This window comes from Duganella sp. CF517, from assembly GCF_900110275.1.
Taxonomy (GTDB): domain Bacteria; phylum Pseudomonadota; class Gammaproteobacteria; order Burkholderiales; family Burkholderiaceae_D; genus Rugamonas.
The window spans coordinates 550,349-563,332 of the sequence record NZ_FODC01000002.1; the positions used below are offsets into that span (position 1 = coordinate 550,349).

At 64.4% G+C, this 12,984-nt stretch carries 13 protein-coding genes; 6 read left to right on the top strand and 7 right to left on the bottom strand.

All coding sequences use genetic code 11. The features are described from left to right. Positions 1-10: 10 nt before the first annotated feature. Entirely contained in the window at positions 11-787 is a 777-nt protein-coding gene (locus BMX85_RS09420) for an SDR family NAD(P)-dependent oxidoreductase (RefSeq protein ID WP_090316254.1), read from the top strand. Between the two features lie 10 nt (positions 788-797). After that, positions 798-1,202, top strand: coding sequence for a limonene-1,2-epoxide hydrolase family protein (locus BMX85_RS09425; RefSeq protein ID WP_090316257.1), 405 nt, complete (start codon positions 798-800; stop codon positions 1,200-1,202). Positions 1,203-1,576: 374 nt separating this feature from the next. On the opposite strand, the gene BMX85_RS09435 is transcribed toward BMX85_RS09425, so the two are convergent. Both BMX85_RS09435 and dkgB read right to left on the bottom strand, forming a co-directional pair. Further along, positions 1,577-2,512 (bottom strand): cyclase family protein, encoded by a 936-nt coding sequence (locus BMX85_RS09435; protein WP_090316260.1) that lies wholly within the window; start codon positions 2,510-2,512, stop codon positions 1,577-1,579. Positions 2,513-2,554: 42 nt separating this feature from the next. Further along, positions 2,555-3,358: a 2,5-didehydrogluconate reductase DkgB gene (gene dkgB / locus BMX85_RS09440; protein WP_090316262.1), complete on the bottom strand. Its 804-nt coding sequence runs from the start codon at positions 3,356-3,358 to the stop codon at positions 2,555-2,557. A gap of 101 nt (positions 3,359-3,459) precedes the next feature. Here dkgB and BMX85_RS09445 point away from each other — a divergent pair, with 101 nt between their 5' ends. Then, positions 3,460-4,359, top strand: a complete 900-nt coding sequence (locus BMX85_RS09445) for a LysR family transcriptional regulator (RefSeq protein ID WP_090316265.1) — start codon at positions 3,460-3,462, stop codon at positions 4,357-4,359. 12 nt (positions 4,360-4,371) lie between these two features. Here the strand turns inward: BMX85_RS09445 and BMX85_RS09450 are convergent, their stop codons facing one another. Continuing rightward, positions 4,372-5,472, bottom strand: coding sequence for an NADH:flavin oxidoreductase/NADH oxidase (locus tag BMX85_RS09450; protein ID WP_090316268.1), 1,101 nt, complete (start codon positions 5,470-5,472; stop codon positions 4,372-4,374). 189 nt (positions 5,473-5,661) lie between these two features. Here BMX85_RS09450 and BMX85_RS09455 point away from each other — a divergent pair, with 189 nt between their 5' ends. Continuing rightward, positions 5,662-6,123: a hypothetical protein gene (locus BMX85_RS09455; RefSeq protein WP_090316270.1), complete on the top strand. Its 462-nt coding sequence runs from the start codon at positions 5,662-5,664 to the stop codon at positions 6,121-6,123. Here the strand turns inward: BMX85_RS09455 and BMX85_RS09460 are convergent, their stop codons facing one another. The 3 genes from BMX85_RS09460 to BMX85_RS09470 form a co-directional block, all read right to left on the bottom strand. After that, a complete protein-coding gene (locus BMX85_RS09460; protein ID WP_177196702.1) occupies positions 6,124-8,232 on the bottom strand; it encodes a TonB-dependent siderophore receptor in 2,109 nt (702 codons plus the stop codon). Between the two features lie 358 nt (positions 8,233-8,590). Further along, a complete protein-coding gene (locus BMX85_RS09465; RefSeq protein ID WP_090316276.1) occupies positions 8,591-9,358 on the bottom strand; it encodes a PEPxxWA-CTERM sorting domain-containing protein in 768 nt (255 codons plus the stop codon). Between the two features lie 526 nt (positions 9,359-9,884). Next, positions 9,885-10,772 (bottom strand): LysR family transcriptional regulator, encoded by an 888-nt coding sequence (locus BMX85_RS09470; RefSeq protein ID WP_090316279.1) that lies wholly within the window; start codon positions 10,770-10,772, stop codon positions 9,885-9,887. 121 nt (positions 10,773-10,893) lie between these two features. On the opposite strand from BMX85_RS09470, the gene BMX85_RS09475 reads away from it, so the two are divergent. Both BMX85_RS09475 and BMX85_RS09480 read left to right on the top strand, forming a co-directional pair. After that, entirely contained in the window at positions 10,894-11,718 is an 825-nt protein-coding gene (locus BMX85_RS09475) for a pirin family protein (RefSeq protein ID WP_090316282.1), read from the top strand. A 51-nt stretch (positions 11,719-11,769) separates the two neighbouring features. Further along, positions 11,770-12,189, top strand: a complete 420-nt coding sequence (locus BMX85_RS09480) for a DoxX family protein (RefSeq protein WP_090316285.1) — start codon at positions 11,770-11,772, stop codon at positions 12,187-12,189. On the opposite strand, the gene BMX85_RS09485 is transcribed toward BMX85_RS09480, so the two are convergent. Beyond that, positions 12,186-12,980: an isocitrate lyase/PEP mutase family protein gene (locus tag BMX85_RS09485; RefSeq protein ID WP_090316288.1), complete on the bottom strand. Its 795-nt coding sequence runs from the start codon at positions 12,978-12,980 to the stop codon at positions 12,186-12,188. The two genes, BMX85_RS09480 and BMX85_RS09485, sit on opposite strands and share 4 nt — an antisense overlap. Between the last annotated feature and the right edge of the window lie 4 nt (positions 12,981-12,984).

Consider the following 12,984-nt stretch of genomic DNA (forward strand, 5'->3'; position numbering starts at 1 on the left):
GAAAAGCGCCATGAACACCACCACCGACAACACCCTCTCCAACCTGCCGCTGCAAGGCAAGGTCGCCATCGTCACCGGCGGTTCGCGCGGCATCGGCGCGGCCATCGTCAAACGCCTGGCGCGCGACGGCGCCAAGGTCGCCTTCAGCTACGCCGCCTCGCCCGACCGCGCCAAGCAGGTCGTCGGCGAAGTCGAGGCGCTGGGCGGCCAGGCGTTGGCGATCCGCGCCGACCAGGCCAAGGCCGATGAAGTCGCGACAATGGTGAAACAGGCGCACGCGCATTTCGGCCGCCTCGACATCCTGGTCAACTCGGCCGGCGTCTTCGTCACCGGCAAGGTGGACGATGCCGAGGCCGACCTGGCCGGCTTCGAGCGCCAGATCGACGTCAACGTCAAAGGCGTGGCCGCCGCCGTGCGCGCCGCCGCGCCGTTGATGGCCGACGGCGGCCGCGTGGTCTCGATCGGCACCACCGGCGCCGACCGCATCGCCTTCGCCGGCGTGGCCGACTATGTCGCCTCGAAGGCGGCGGTGGCGGCCTATACCCGGGGCTGGGCGCGCGACCTCGGCGCCCGTCAGATCACCGTCAACGTGATCCAGCCCGGCGCCATCGACACCGAAATGAATCCGGATAGCGGCGCCTTCGCCGAGACGCTGAAAACCATGGCCGCGCTGGGCCGCTACGGCCGGCCGGACGAAATCGCCGCCGCCGTCGTCTTCCTGGCCGGCCCGGACGCCGCCTACATCACCGGCGCCACGCTGAACGTCGACGGCGGCCAGATCGCCTGAGGAGAGGAACATGACCACCAACCATACCAACAACCCGGTGCACATCGCCGAAACCTTTTTCGCGCACTGGAGCGCCAACCGCATCGACGAGGCGCTGGCGATGCTGTCCGAGGACGTCCTGTACGACAACGTGCCCTTCCCCGACATCGTCGGCCGCGCCGGCGTCGAAGCATTCCATCGCGGCTTCGGCATCGGCACCGAATTCCTGGTCGACTGGCAGGTGACGCACATCGCGGCCACCGGCAACGTCGTCCTCAACGAGCGGATCGACATTTTCCGCCACAAGGACGGCGGCACCATCACCTTGCCGGTGATGGGCACGGTGACGGTGGAGAACGGCGAGATCACCGTCTGGCGCGACTACTTCGATCCGGCCGATTTCGATCGCCAGCTCAAACACGCCACGGCCGCGTGACGGCGCCAGACCGGCGCCGCAGTGCCCGCCATGAGTGCCGTCGTCATAGTCATGTAAGAAAAAAGTAGTGTGGGGCGTCGCATCAGGCGCGCTCTCGCGGTTGGAGCCGGACGCCATCGCCCCGGTGACGGCGCCCAGCGCCAGCGGCAGCCATCCGAGATCGTCTCGATGTCGTTAAACGGATAGAAGTTCATGAACTTGCCGTTGCTGCTCAAGGTCGGATGCGTCGTCAGCGGCGGCGACGATCCTTCCGGCGTGAACTCGCCGCGCTTGGTGCGGCAGAAATCATAGAGCTCGCGCTGGATCGGACGCGTCTCGATGTTCAGCACATGGGTGGTTCTTTCCGCCGCCTTTTTTGCCGCGTTTCCGCCTGATCAGCGGATCGCCACCGGATTGACATTAACCTGCGTCGAGCCAACGTACAGCGGCTGGCCCAGCACAAACATGAATTCCCAGGCCTGGTCGCGCACCAGCGCGCGGCTGTCGATCAGCTCCAGGTTGTAGATGCCGCGCTTGGCCAGCATGAACTGGTTGACCGGGAACTCTTCGCCGCTCTTGTTCGGATACACCTCCGATGCCCACGTGTCACCGCCGAAGGCGACGATGCCCTGGTCGGCCAGCCACTGCGCCGCTTTCATGCCGATGCCCGGTTCCGTTTCAAGGAATTGCTTGTTGTCCTTGCCGATCAGTTCCAGCCAGCCGGTGTTGAACAGCACGACGTCGCCTTTGCGCAAAGTGATGCCTTGCCGCTTGAGCACCGCCTGCAAATCGGCCACGGTGAACTCGGTGCCACCGGGGACGACGTCCCTGCCATAGTGCCTGGTCATGTCCAGCACCACGCCGCGCGTGACCATCGGCGGCACCTTCTCGACGCCAAGCTTCTTGACGCCTTCGACGGTAACAAAGTCGGCCGCGCGGTTGCCGTTGTAGTAGACGTTGTCGATGCCGATGTGGCCGATGCCGTTGAGCTGCGTGCCGACGCCGGTCCAGGCCACCGCCAGCTCGTCGTTGAAGGTGAACTTGTTCGGCCCCATCGTCAGCCCCGCCTGCTCGCCGGGCTGAATGTTGTAGAGCTTGAAGCTGCGGTGGCGGAAGGCCGACAAGTCTTTGCTGACCGGTACCGCCAGCGGATAGGTCTTGCCGGTCTTGACCAGCGTGGCGGCCTGGCGCACCACTTCCGGCGTCAGCAGGTTGGCGGCGCCGATTTCGTCCTTGGGACCATAGGCCGAGGGATACCAGTCGGCTGCGACGGCGGTGCCGGCCACCAGGGTGACTGCGGCGGCAAGCGCGATGTGTTTGAGGTCATTCATGGGTGTGTCCTTTAAAAGTTATCGGTGGCTGAAACGGCAGGTTCAATCCCAGGCCGGCGCCAGGCCGTCCGGGCTGACTTCGCGGCCATTGCGTTCCAACGCGGCGATGCGCGCCATGTCCTCGTCGGTCAAATGCAGGTCGCGCGCCAGCAGATTGCCCGCCAGGTTCTCGCGCTTGGTCGACGAAGGGATCACCGAATAGCCCTCGCCCAGCGCCCACGCCAGCGCGACCTGCGCCGGGGTGGCGCCGTGACGTCGGGCGATGTCGGCGATGACCGGGTCTTTCAGCACCTTGCCGTAAGCGAGCGTCATGTACGAGGTGACGTGGATGCCCTGCTCTTTCAGGAAGGCCGTCAGCTGGCGGCTTTGCAGGTAGGGGCTCAATTCGATCTGGTTGGTGGCGATCGCCTCCTTGCCCACCGCCGCGATGGCCTCGCGGGTCAGCGCGATGTTGAAGTTGGAGATGCCGATTTGCCCCGTCAGCCCTTGCGCCCTGGCTTCGGCCAGCGCTTGCATATATTCCGTCAGCGGCACGCCGTTGCCTGGCGCGGGCCAGTGGATCAAGGTCAGGTCGACATGGTCGGTGCGCAGCTTGGCGAGGCTGTCCTTCAGGCTCGGAATCAGCTTGTCGGCGGCGTAGTTCGCGGTCCAGATCTTGGTGGTGACGAACAGCTGGTCGCGGGCGACGCCGGACTCCCCTATCGCCTGCCCCACATCGGCTTCGTTCCCGTAGATTTGCGCGGTGTCGATGGCGCGATACCCTACCTCGAGCGCGGTGCGCACCGAATCGATAACAACCTGGCCCTGCAGGCGGAACGTGCCGACGCCGAAAGATGGAATACTCATGTGGATCTCCTTGCGTGATAAATCGAAGACCCCAGTGTGCGCGCTTTATTCTCCCGGAAAAAGCCGCGAATCCGGGAAAGATATTTGATAATATGTAAAATATGAAGACGACTCTCGATGAAATGCAGCTGTTCCTGGCCGTGGTGGACAACGGCTCGATCACGGCCGCCGCCGAACAGCTGGGCCAGACCATCTCCGCCGCCAGCCGCACGCTGGGCAGGCTGGAGGAAAAGCTGCAAACCACCTTGCTGCGGCGGACCACGCGGCGCATGGAGCTGACCGAGGAGGGTTCGGCCTATCTGGACCGGGTGCGCGAGATCGTGGCGTCGGTGGAGGCGACCGAGGAGCAGATGTCGGTGCGGCGCGACACGCCGGCCGGCCTGCTGCGCGTGGACGCGGCGTCGCCGTTCATGCTGCACGTGGTGGTGCCGCTGGTGCGCGGCTACCGCGAGCGCTATCCGCAGGTGCAACTGGAATTCAACAGCAACGAAGGCATCATCGATTTGCTGGAGCGGCGCACCGACGTCGCCATCCGCATCGGCGCGCTCAAGGACTCGACCCTGCACGCGACGCCGATCGGCAGCAGCAGGATACGGGTGCTGGCCACGCCGGACTACCTGGCGGCGCATGGCACGCCGAGGAAGGTGTCCGACCTGGCGCGCCATGCGCTGTTGGGCTTCAACCAGCCGGAGTCGCTGAACGACTGGCCGCTGCCGGACCAGAACGGACAGCCATTGCACATCCAGCCAACCATCCGTTCGTCAAGCGGGGAGACCTTGCGGCAGCTGGCCCTCGAGGGCGCCGGCATTGTTTGCCTGTCCGATTTCATGACCCGCGAGGATAGGAAAGCCAAGCGGTTCAAGCAGGTGCTGACGCAGCAAACCTTCGAGGTGCGCCAGCCGATCAACGCGGTCTACTACCGCAATACCGCGCTATCGTCGCGCATCACGTCCTTCGTCGATTACCTGAAGCGCGCCCTGGGCGACGGCGGCTTCGAGTAAATCGACCATGGCTCACTTTCCGGTCGCGAACAGGTTCTTGTACGCGGCGGGCTGCGAACGCCAGTACTGCCTGGGCGCCTCGACCTGCGCGCCCAGCGTGGCCGCCGCGTGCCACGGCCAGCGCGGGTCGTACAGGATGCCGCGCGCCAGCGCCACCAGGTCGGCGCTGCCGTCGCGGATCGCCGTCTCGGCCTGTTCCGGCGTGGTGATCATGCCGACGCCGATGACCGGCACCTCGACGTGGCGCTTGATCTCCTGCGCGAACGGCAGCTGGTAGCCCGGTCCCACGTCGATCTTCTGCTGCGCCGACAAGCCGCCGCTCGACACGTGCACGTAGGCGCTGCCGCGCGCCGCCAGCGCCCTGGAGAACGCCACGCTTTGCGCCAGGTCCCAGCCACCCTCGACCCAATCGGTGGCCGAGATGCGCACGCCGACCGGCTTGTCGGCCGGGAAGGCGGCGCGCACGGCGTCGAACACCTCCAGCGGGAAGCGCATGCGGTTTTCCAGCGAGCCGCCGTACTGATCGGTGCGCTGGTTGGATAGCGGCGACAGGAACTGGTGCAGCAGATAACCATGCGCGGCGTGCACCTCGACCATGTCCAGGCCCAGCCTGGCGGCGCGGCGCGCGGTCTGCGCGAACGCTTCGCGCACGCGCGCCAGGCCGGCATCGTCCAGCGCCACGGGTGGACGGTCCGTTTCGGCGTACGGCACCGCGGACGGCGCCTCGGTGGTCCAGCCGCCCGCGTCCGCCGCCACTTGCGCGCCGCCGTCCCATGGCGCGGCGCACGAAGCCTTGCGTCCGGCGTGCCCGAGCTGGATGCCGATGGGCATGTCGGAGTGCTGGCGGACCGCCTGGAGCACGCGGGCCAGCGCTTGCTCGTTTTCGTCGGAGTACAAGCCCAGGTCGGCCGGCGAGATGCGCGCCTCGGGCGAGACGGCGGTGGCCTCGAGGATCAGCAGGCCGGCGCCGGAAAGCGCCAAGCTGCCCAGATGAATCAAATGCCAGTCGGTGGCGCTGCCCTGCTCGGCCGAGTACTGGCACATCGGCGCGATGATGATGCGGTTGGCCAGCTCCAACGGCCCGATCTTAAAAGTGGAAAAGAGTTTGCTCACGCCGTGCCCTTCGGTTGTGGGGAATGGGAACGATTATGTCACGACTGAAAATTTCATCTGTCACGGATGACGGGGGCGATTCGGGCCGAACCGTGCAACGTCCGGCGCCTGGGTCGGGTTATAATTTTTGCATTGTTTTTTTAGCATATCGACCTACCCACCACTACCCACCACTACCCAGGACAAACCATGCGCAACAAACAGGCATTCATGCGGATTGGCGCCGCCACGCTGCTCGCAATCGTGGCCAGCCAAGCCGCAGCCCAGACGCCTTCGGCCCAGTGGACCAAGGCCAAGCCTATCCTGGAGGCGGCCTTGACCTGCTCCAGGCTTGACGGCAGTTTCCAGACCGCCGAAAAGGCGCTGACGAGCGCGGGCTGGGACCGGGAATCCGCAGTGAATTTGCCGCTGCAGGTAACGCCGTTCGGCCTGCCGACGCAACGCGTGCTTGTCATGCGCGATGGCGGCGAGCACACCTATCGCGCCTATCTGCCCGGCGTGACGGAGGCGCAATTGGTCAAGGCGGCCAAGCTGAAGCGCGGCAAGGACGGCCAGGGCTACGGCCGCGCCACCAAGCTGGGCGTGCTGACCGCCAGCGTCGAAGACGGCGTCACCGCGCTGACCTGCACGGTGAACACCGAAGACTACTAATTAAAACCGGTAACGCGCCGTGACGTTGTAGCTGAGCGGATCGCCGAAGGCGTTGCCGCTGTCCAGCGCGGAGATGCTCTGGTAGTAGCTTCGGTCGAACAGGTTGCTCACGCCCAGGCTCACGTCGAGCCGCTTGGTGGCCTGCCAGCCCGCGTTCAGGTCGACGATCGCGTAGCCGCCCTGCCGGATCGGCACGTTGGTGCGGAAGATGCGGTTCTGCGCGCGCACGGCCGCGCCCACGCGCCAGGCGTTCAGATTGCCCGGCAGGCGGTAGCTGGTCGCCAGCCGGAGCAACCGCGTCGGCCGTTCGGCGGCGAAGCGCGCGCCGACCTTGTTGCTGCCTTGCGCCTTGGCGTACTTGGCCGAGTTGAGGGTGACGCCGGCGCTGGCCTGCCAGTCCCGCGCCAGTTCGCCGGCCAAGGTGAGCTCGACGCCCTCGCTTTCCACTTCCCCGGTCGATTCCGAACACGACAGCACGCCGGGCGAGCACTGCCCCACCGGCAAGGCGTTGGCCAGGTTCTTTTGCTTGATGCGGAATACGGCCGCCGAGGCGTTGAGCCCGCCGCCGAAATACTCGCCCTTGACGCCGGCCTCCATGTTGATGCCGGTGACCGGGTCGAGCAGCGCGCCGTTGCGGTCCACCGCGCTCTGCGGATTGAAGATGCTGGTCCAGCTGCCGTACAGCGAGTACGTACCATTGACGTCGTAGACCAGGCCCACGTACGGCGTCTTTTCATTGTCGATCTTGTAGCCCGAGCGCGCGCCGGTGAAGGTGTTGTGCAACGCGTAGTCGTACCAGTCCACGCGCGCTCCCAGCAGCAGCGACAGCGGATCGGCCAGGCTGAAGCGCGCAGTGGTGTAGACGGCCTGCTGCTTCAGCTTGACCGCTTGCCCGTAGTAAAAATCGTTCATCACAGGACGCTGCGGCACGCTGCTGTCCCAGTTGACCGGGTCGAAAACGTAGTCGTACGCGGGCACCGACTGCAACCCCCTGTCCGACGTGTGGCGGTTGCGGTAGTTGGCGCCGAACACGATCTCATGCTGCCGGCCCAGCAACGTGAATGGACCGGAGGCCTGCGCGTCGTAGCTGCGCTGCTCGCGGTCGTAGATGAAATTGTCGGCGGCGATGAAGCGGAACAGCTCGGTACCACGGACCCGGCCGATGCCGACCACCTCCGAATCCATATCGTCGGTCAGCGCCTGGCCGGCCAGCCTGGCCTTCCAGCCGCCACCGAGCTTGTGCTCGATCTCGGCGAAGACGCGGGTGTTGGTCTTGTCCCAGGTGGTCCAGTCGGGCGCGTTGCTGGTCGAACGGTCCAGCGGCAGGAAGGCGCCGGTTTGCGAGGTCGGCAGGCCGTACCAGGTCGAGCCGTTGTTCTTTTCCTGGTTGTAGTGGAAGCCCACGCTCAAGGTGGTGTCGCGCGACAGGTCGGCGTCGGCCGTGACGTAGGCCAGCTTGCGCTTGTGGCCGTAGTTGGAGATGAAGGTGTCGGTGTCCTGGTAGGCGAGCACGGCGCGGGCGCGCAGGGTGGCGGCGGCGTTCAGGGCGCCGCTGACGTCGACCTCGCCGCGATAATCGTTGTAGCGGCCGACGCTGCCGGTGAGCGCGACGCGGGTGTCGGCGGTCGGGCGCTTGCGCACGAAGTTGAGCGTGCCGGCCGGGGTGCCGGCGCCGATGGCCATGCCGGCCGAGCCGCGCAGCACTTCGATGCGGTCGTACATCGCCAACGTGGCGAAGCCGAGGGTGTCGCTCTCGCTGGCCATGGTCAGGCCGTCCTCGGTGAAGTTGGAGATGGCGAAGCCGCGCGAATAAATACTGTTGCGGTCGGTGCCGTTCCGGTTGAGCGACAGGCCCGGGGTGATGTTGACGATTTGATCGACCGATTGCAGGTTCAGGTCGTCCATCTGCTGGCGGGTCACCACGCTGATCGACTGCGGCGTCTCGCGCACCGACATGTTCAGCCGGGTGGCCGTGTTCATGCTGCGGGTCGTATACGAGCCGGTGCCTTCGGTGGTGTCGCCCGGCCCCGCCTGACCCGTGATCTGCACGGTCGGTATCGGCGCAGCATCGGCCGCGGCCGCTTCGGCCGGCTTATCATCCGCGTGCACGGGGTTGACGCCCAACAACGCAAGCGCCCCGGCAACGGCCATCGACATCACGCGCGGACGCCATGCCGCATCGACACGCCGGCCAAAACTATTCCGTACACCGGCCTCTAACTTCTTTGATCGCATTACCACTCCCTTTGTATAACGGCGGATTGTTATCTGGCTGGGAGAGCGCTGCGCCTGGCTGATATTCTATATTTCCTCAATAAATGAGAATCATTCGCATTTTAGTGACCGATTGTCAGTCGCGCAAGGGGTAAACGTGGCGTGTGCCGTTGGGGCCGGCAATGGGCCTGTAGAATCGTGCAATCGGAAAGCGGGGCCCCACTCTCCGACTCGCTCAACTACGCCTCGGCGCTCAGGCCGCTTTTGTCGCCGAAGCGGCGCGCGACTTGCGGCGCTTCATCCAGCCGACCATGCCCAGGCCGCCCAGCATCATCGCGTAGGTCGATGGCTCCGGCACGGCGCTGACGGAGATATTGTCGACCGCGACATCGAAGTCCGTGAAACCGTACATATAGCCGGGGACGTAGGTGGTGAAGACCAATTCGTCGACGCCGGACAGCACGTCGGCGAAGCTGCGGCCTGGCGGCAGGCCGGGACCGCCGGCATCGTCGGACGACCCGTAACCGCCCCAACCGGTCGGCAGAGCGGTCGACGTCGTATCACCGATAGTTACAGACAAATGCTGCCAGCCCTTGGTGTAGTCGATGGTGCCCAGGTCATACCAAACGCTGGTGTACGGCATGCCCTGCGGCGTGTTGCCATAGTCGCGCAGTTCGACCACCATGTTGCGCGAGACTTCCTGGCCGAAGAACCGAATCGAGTTGGCAATGACGTCCAGGCCGATGGTGACGCTACCAAGTTTGCCATAATCGCCCAGGTAGGACTGGTTGGTGCTGTTGCTGAAGCTGATACCGAAGTTTTCCATCACCGTGTGCAAGGCCGGCGCCCCGTTGCCCAGGTTGGGATTGATGCCGGAGCCGCCGACGCCATTGGCCGGCTGCATGCCTTCCCACCCTTGCGCCCCATTGGAAAAATCGACGAACGAGGAGCCCGGCGCGGCCGTCGCCAAGCCGCCGGCGAGCGACAACGTCAATGCCATCATTGCTTTATTCAAAGTCATGAGTCTTCCTTTTTATCAGACAGTTAGAGAGATAGCGCTAACACCACACCCACTTTTCGGCGGCCTGCGGTTGGCCGGCCGCCGCTACGAAGCACATCAGAATTAATGTTTTCTTAAGTGGGTGTAAGGCGATTCTGTTGTTTGGCGGACTCGACTGTCAAAGCTTGCATGAAACTATTTTGTAAGGAAAATGTAACCAAGTTTCTGTGGAAATATGTGATATTCCGACAAGAAACTGTAACAAAAAGTTTCAGAAGACGATTAAAAGTAGCGACATCCCTATGAGGAAGTATTCGTACTGAAGCGCAAATTTGTCCGTTTGGAAAAAGTGAAAACTGCGCGTTTCGCGTTAATGGCACGGCGCTGAGAATGTTTCTATTTCGCTACAACGCGGGTTGAAGTGCCGCGCATGTGTTCTGGAGGATTAGGCAAGCTGTGCGACCGCCGCATCGATCGCCTGGAGGCGCTGGCTGTCGAGATCGGCTCGGCGGGCGCGGCCGACGGCCACATGTCCTAAGCGGGACGACTACAGCTTGAGCTGGTTGACGAACCATCGGCCGGCGGGGCCGGGCGGGAACTCCTTCATGTGCAGCGCGTGCATGGAGAATCCGGAGCCGATCGAGGGCTGCCCCTCAAGGCGGATCTCGACCAGCTTGCCGTCGCGCAGCTCTTCCTGCACCATGTGCAGCGGCATGTAGCCCCAGCCCAAGCCCGCGCGCAGGAAGGCGTGCTTGGCGCCGAGGTCGCCGAGGCGCCAGGTCTTGGACGACATGACACCGAAGTTGCGTCCCGCAGTCAGGCTGGAGCGGTCCGTCAACACCAGCTGTACCTGTTCGGCGGCGACCGCGCGCGGGATCGGCCCTTTGATCGCCGCCAGCGGATGGGCGGGCGCGACCACGCATACCGCCGCCACGCTGAGCAAAAATTCCGATGCGCAGCCATCCGGGATATCCGGCAAGCTGCCGATGACCGCCACCCGGCAATTGCCGTCCAGCAGAGGCTGCAGCACCGCGCCCAGCGCCTCCACATATAGCCGCAGCGGCGTGCCGGGATAGGCCTGGTGGAACGCCTGCACGGCGGCCGTCAGCGTCTCGATCGGAAACATCACATCCACCGCCACCACCAGCTCCGGCTCCAGCCCCTCGGCCAGGGTGCGCGCCCGGGCCTTGAAGGCGTCCATGCTGTCGACCGCCAGGCGTGCCTGCGACAGCAGCGCCCGGCCCGCCTCCGTCAGTTGTGGATAGCGGCCGGTGCGTTCGAACAGCGGGAAACCGATTTGCAACTCCAGATTGGCCAGCGTGGTGCTGACCACCGATTGCGCGCGGCGCAGCTTGCGGCCGGCGGCAGAAAAACTCCCCTCCTCCGCCGCGGCGATAAAGGTGCGCAGTTGGTCCAGCGACATCGCGTCCAGCATGTATCTACTCCTTGAATACTATACATCTAATTATATTGGCTTCTCAGATGGATCGGCGATATCTATGATTCATTGCATGCACTGACAAACATGTGCCGCAAACAAAACAAGGAGCCGTACCATGAACCAGCCAACTCAACGCAATCTGATTCACCGCACCGCCGGCCACAGCAGAGGCGGCATCACCCGCCTGGTGAGCCCTGGCGACGTCGGCCAGCTAATCAAGCCTTTCGTCTTCCTCGACCTGTTCGATATGGAATCGACGAGCGGCCACATGATGGGGATGCACCCGCACTCGGGCATCGCCACCGTGACCGTGGTCGTGGATGGCGCCATACGCTACCGCGAAACCACCGGCAGCGAAGGACAAGTCGCGGCAGGCGGTGTCGAATGGATGAATGCCGGCGGCGGCGTGTGGCACGACGGCGGCCCGGTGACCGGCGGCAGCGTGACCGGTTTCCAGCTGTGGCTTGCACTGCCGGCCGAAGATGAAAACGGTCCGGCGCATAGCCAGTACCTGGCGGCCGAACAAGTGCAAAGCGTGGGCCCGGCGCGCGTGATTATCGGCAGTTACGGCGGCGCCGTCAGCGCCATCCGGCCGCGCGCCTCGATCAATTATCTGCATGTGAAATTGAGCGACGGCGAACGCTGGACCTATACGCCGCCGGCCGGCCATGACGTGGCCTGGGTATCGGTGGCCAGCGGCGCGCTGCGCACCGGCCGCACCACGATCGGCAAGGAGGTCGCGGTGTTCGCCGACGGGAACGAGGCGATCGATTTCGTCGCCGAAGGCGCCACCGAATTCGTCCTCGGTTCTGCCGTGAAGCACCCGTACGACCTAGTGACCGGCCGCTACTCGGTGCATACCAGCGAGGCGGCGCTGGTCAAGGGCGAAAGCGAAATTGAACGTATCGGCGCGCAGTTGCGCTCCGCGAAATTGATGTAAGCAGTGCTGTCCAAAGCAACCTACTTAAATTAAACCTCGAAAGGAAATAACATGAACACCATCAATCCAAACACCTCAATCATCCCAGTCATCGGCCGCGTACTGCTGGCGGCGATCTTTATCATCAGCGGCTTCGGCAAGCTGGCCGCGCCCGCCGCGACGATAGGCTACATCGCCTCGACCGGCCTACCTCTCGCGCCGCTGGCCTTGGCGATCGCCATCGGCGTCGAATTGGGCGGCGGCCTGCTGCTGGTGTTGGGAGTCAAGACGCGCCTTGTGGCGGCGGGGCTGGCGGCATTCTCGATCGTCACCGGCCTGGCCTTCCACAACGCGGTGGGAGACCAGAATCAAATGATCCATCTGCTGAAAAACTTCGCGATGGCCGGTGGTTTGCTGCAAGTGGTGGCGTTCGGCGCCGGCGCGTACAGCTTCGATAACCGCGCAAAAACGCTGATCCCGGCGACGCGCTAAGCTTTGATAAATAACGCCTGCAACGCACCATACGGCATCGCCTTGTCCATCAACGGACCGGCGCTGCCGGCGGCCAGAAAACCCTTGGCCATATCGGCGGCGACGGCCCACAAGGCCTGCGGTATGCCGGAACCGGCGCTCAGGCGACACACGCCCAGCTTATGCAACTCATCGGCGGACGGCACGCCCGGCCAGTCCATCACGTTCACCGGCAAGCCGGCGCCGGCGACGACGGCCTTGATCTCATCGACATTGCAGATACCCGGCACGAACAGGCCATCGGCTCCAGCCGCCTTGTAGATCGCGGCACGCTTCAACACCTCCGCCACCCGCTCGCCTTCCGGCGCCAGTCCTTTCAGATAAACGTCGGTACGGGTGTTGATGAAGAGTTCCTTGCCCGCTGCGGCAACCGCCTTCTTGATCGCGACAATCTTCTCGGCCAACGACTCCGGCGTGCCGCCGCCATCTTCCAGATTGATGCCCGCCACGCCGGCGTCGACCAGCTTCATCGCGGTGTGCGCAACCAGGTCCGCGTCATCCGAGTAGCCGTTTTCCAGATCGACCGACAGCGGCACCGTCAGCACCCGCGCCATGTTGATGGCGACCGCGATGGCCACATCGGCAGGCATATTGTCGCCATCGGCGTAACCGGCGGCCCAGGCCACACCGGCGCTGGTGGTGGCGATAGCCGGCGCGCCAAGACTTTCGAACAAGCGCGCGCTGCCCGCATCCCAGGCGTTGGGCAGGTGCAGCAGCTTGCTACCGTCGTGCAGTTTCTTGAAATCGTTCATGGTC

Bases quoted from the DNA above. Each gene is read 5' to 3' on its own strand.
- BMX85_RS09480 (WP_090316285.1), top strand. From the start codon at position 11,770: ATGAACACCATCAATCCAAACACCTCAATCATCCCAGTCATCGGCCGC.
- BMX85_RS09465 (WP_090316276.1), bottom strand. From the start codon at position 9,358: ATGACTTTGAATAAAGCAATGATGGCATTGACGTTGTCGCTCGCCGGC.
- BMX85_RS09470 (WP_090316279.1), bottom strand. From the start codon at position 10,772: ATGCTGGACGCGATGTCGCTGGACCAACTGCGCACCTTTATCGCCGCG.
- BMX85_RS09420 (WP_090316254.1), top strand. From the start codon at position 11: ATGAACACCACCACCGACAACACCCTCTCCAACCTGCCGCTGCAAGGC.
- dkgB (WP_090316262.1), bottom strand. From the start codon at position 3,358: ATGAGTATTCCATCTTTCGGCGTCGGCACGTTCCGCCTGCAGGGCCAG.
- BMX85_RS09435 (WP_090316260.1), bottom strand. From the start codon at position 2,512: ATGAATGACCTCAAACACATCGCGCTTGCCGCCGCAGTCACCCTGGTG.
- BMX85_RS09425 (WP_090316257.1), top strand. From the start codon at position 798: ATGACCACCAACCATACCAACAACCCGGTGCACATCGCCGAAACCTTT.
- BMX85_RS09445 (WP_090316265.1), top strand. From the start codon at position 3,460: ATGAAGACGACTCTCGATGAAATGCAGCTGTTCCTGGCCGTGGTGGAC.
- BMX85_RS09485 (WP_090316288.1), bottom strand. From the start codon at position 12,980: ATGAACGATTTCAAGAAACTGCACGACGGTAGCAAGCTGCTGCACCTG.
- BMX85_RS09475 (WP_090316282.1), top strand. From the start codon at position 10,894: ATGAACCAGCCAACTCAACGCAATCTGATTCACCGCACCGCCGGCCAC.
- BMX85_RS09455 (WP_090316270.1), top strand. From the start codon at position 5,662: ATGCGCAACAAACAGGCATTCATGCGGATTGGCGCCGCCACGCTGCTC.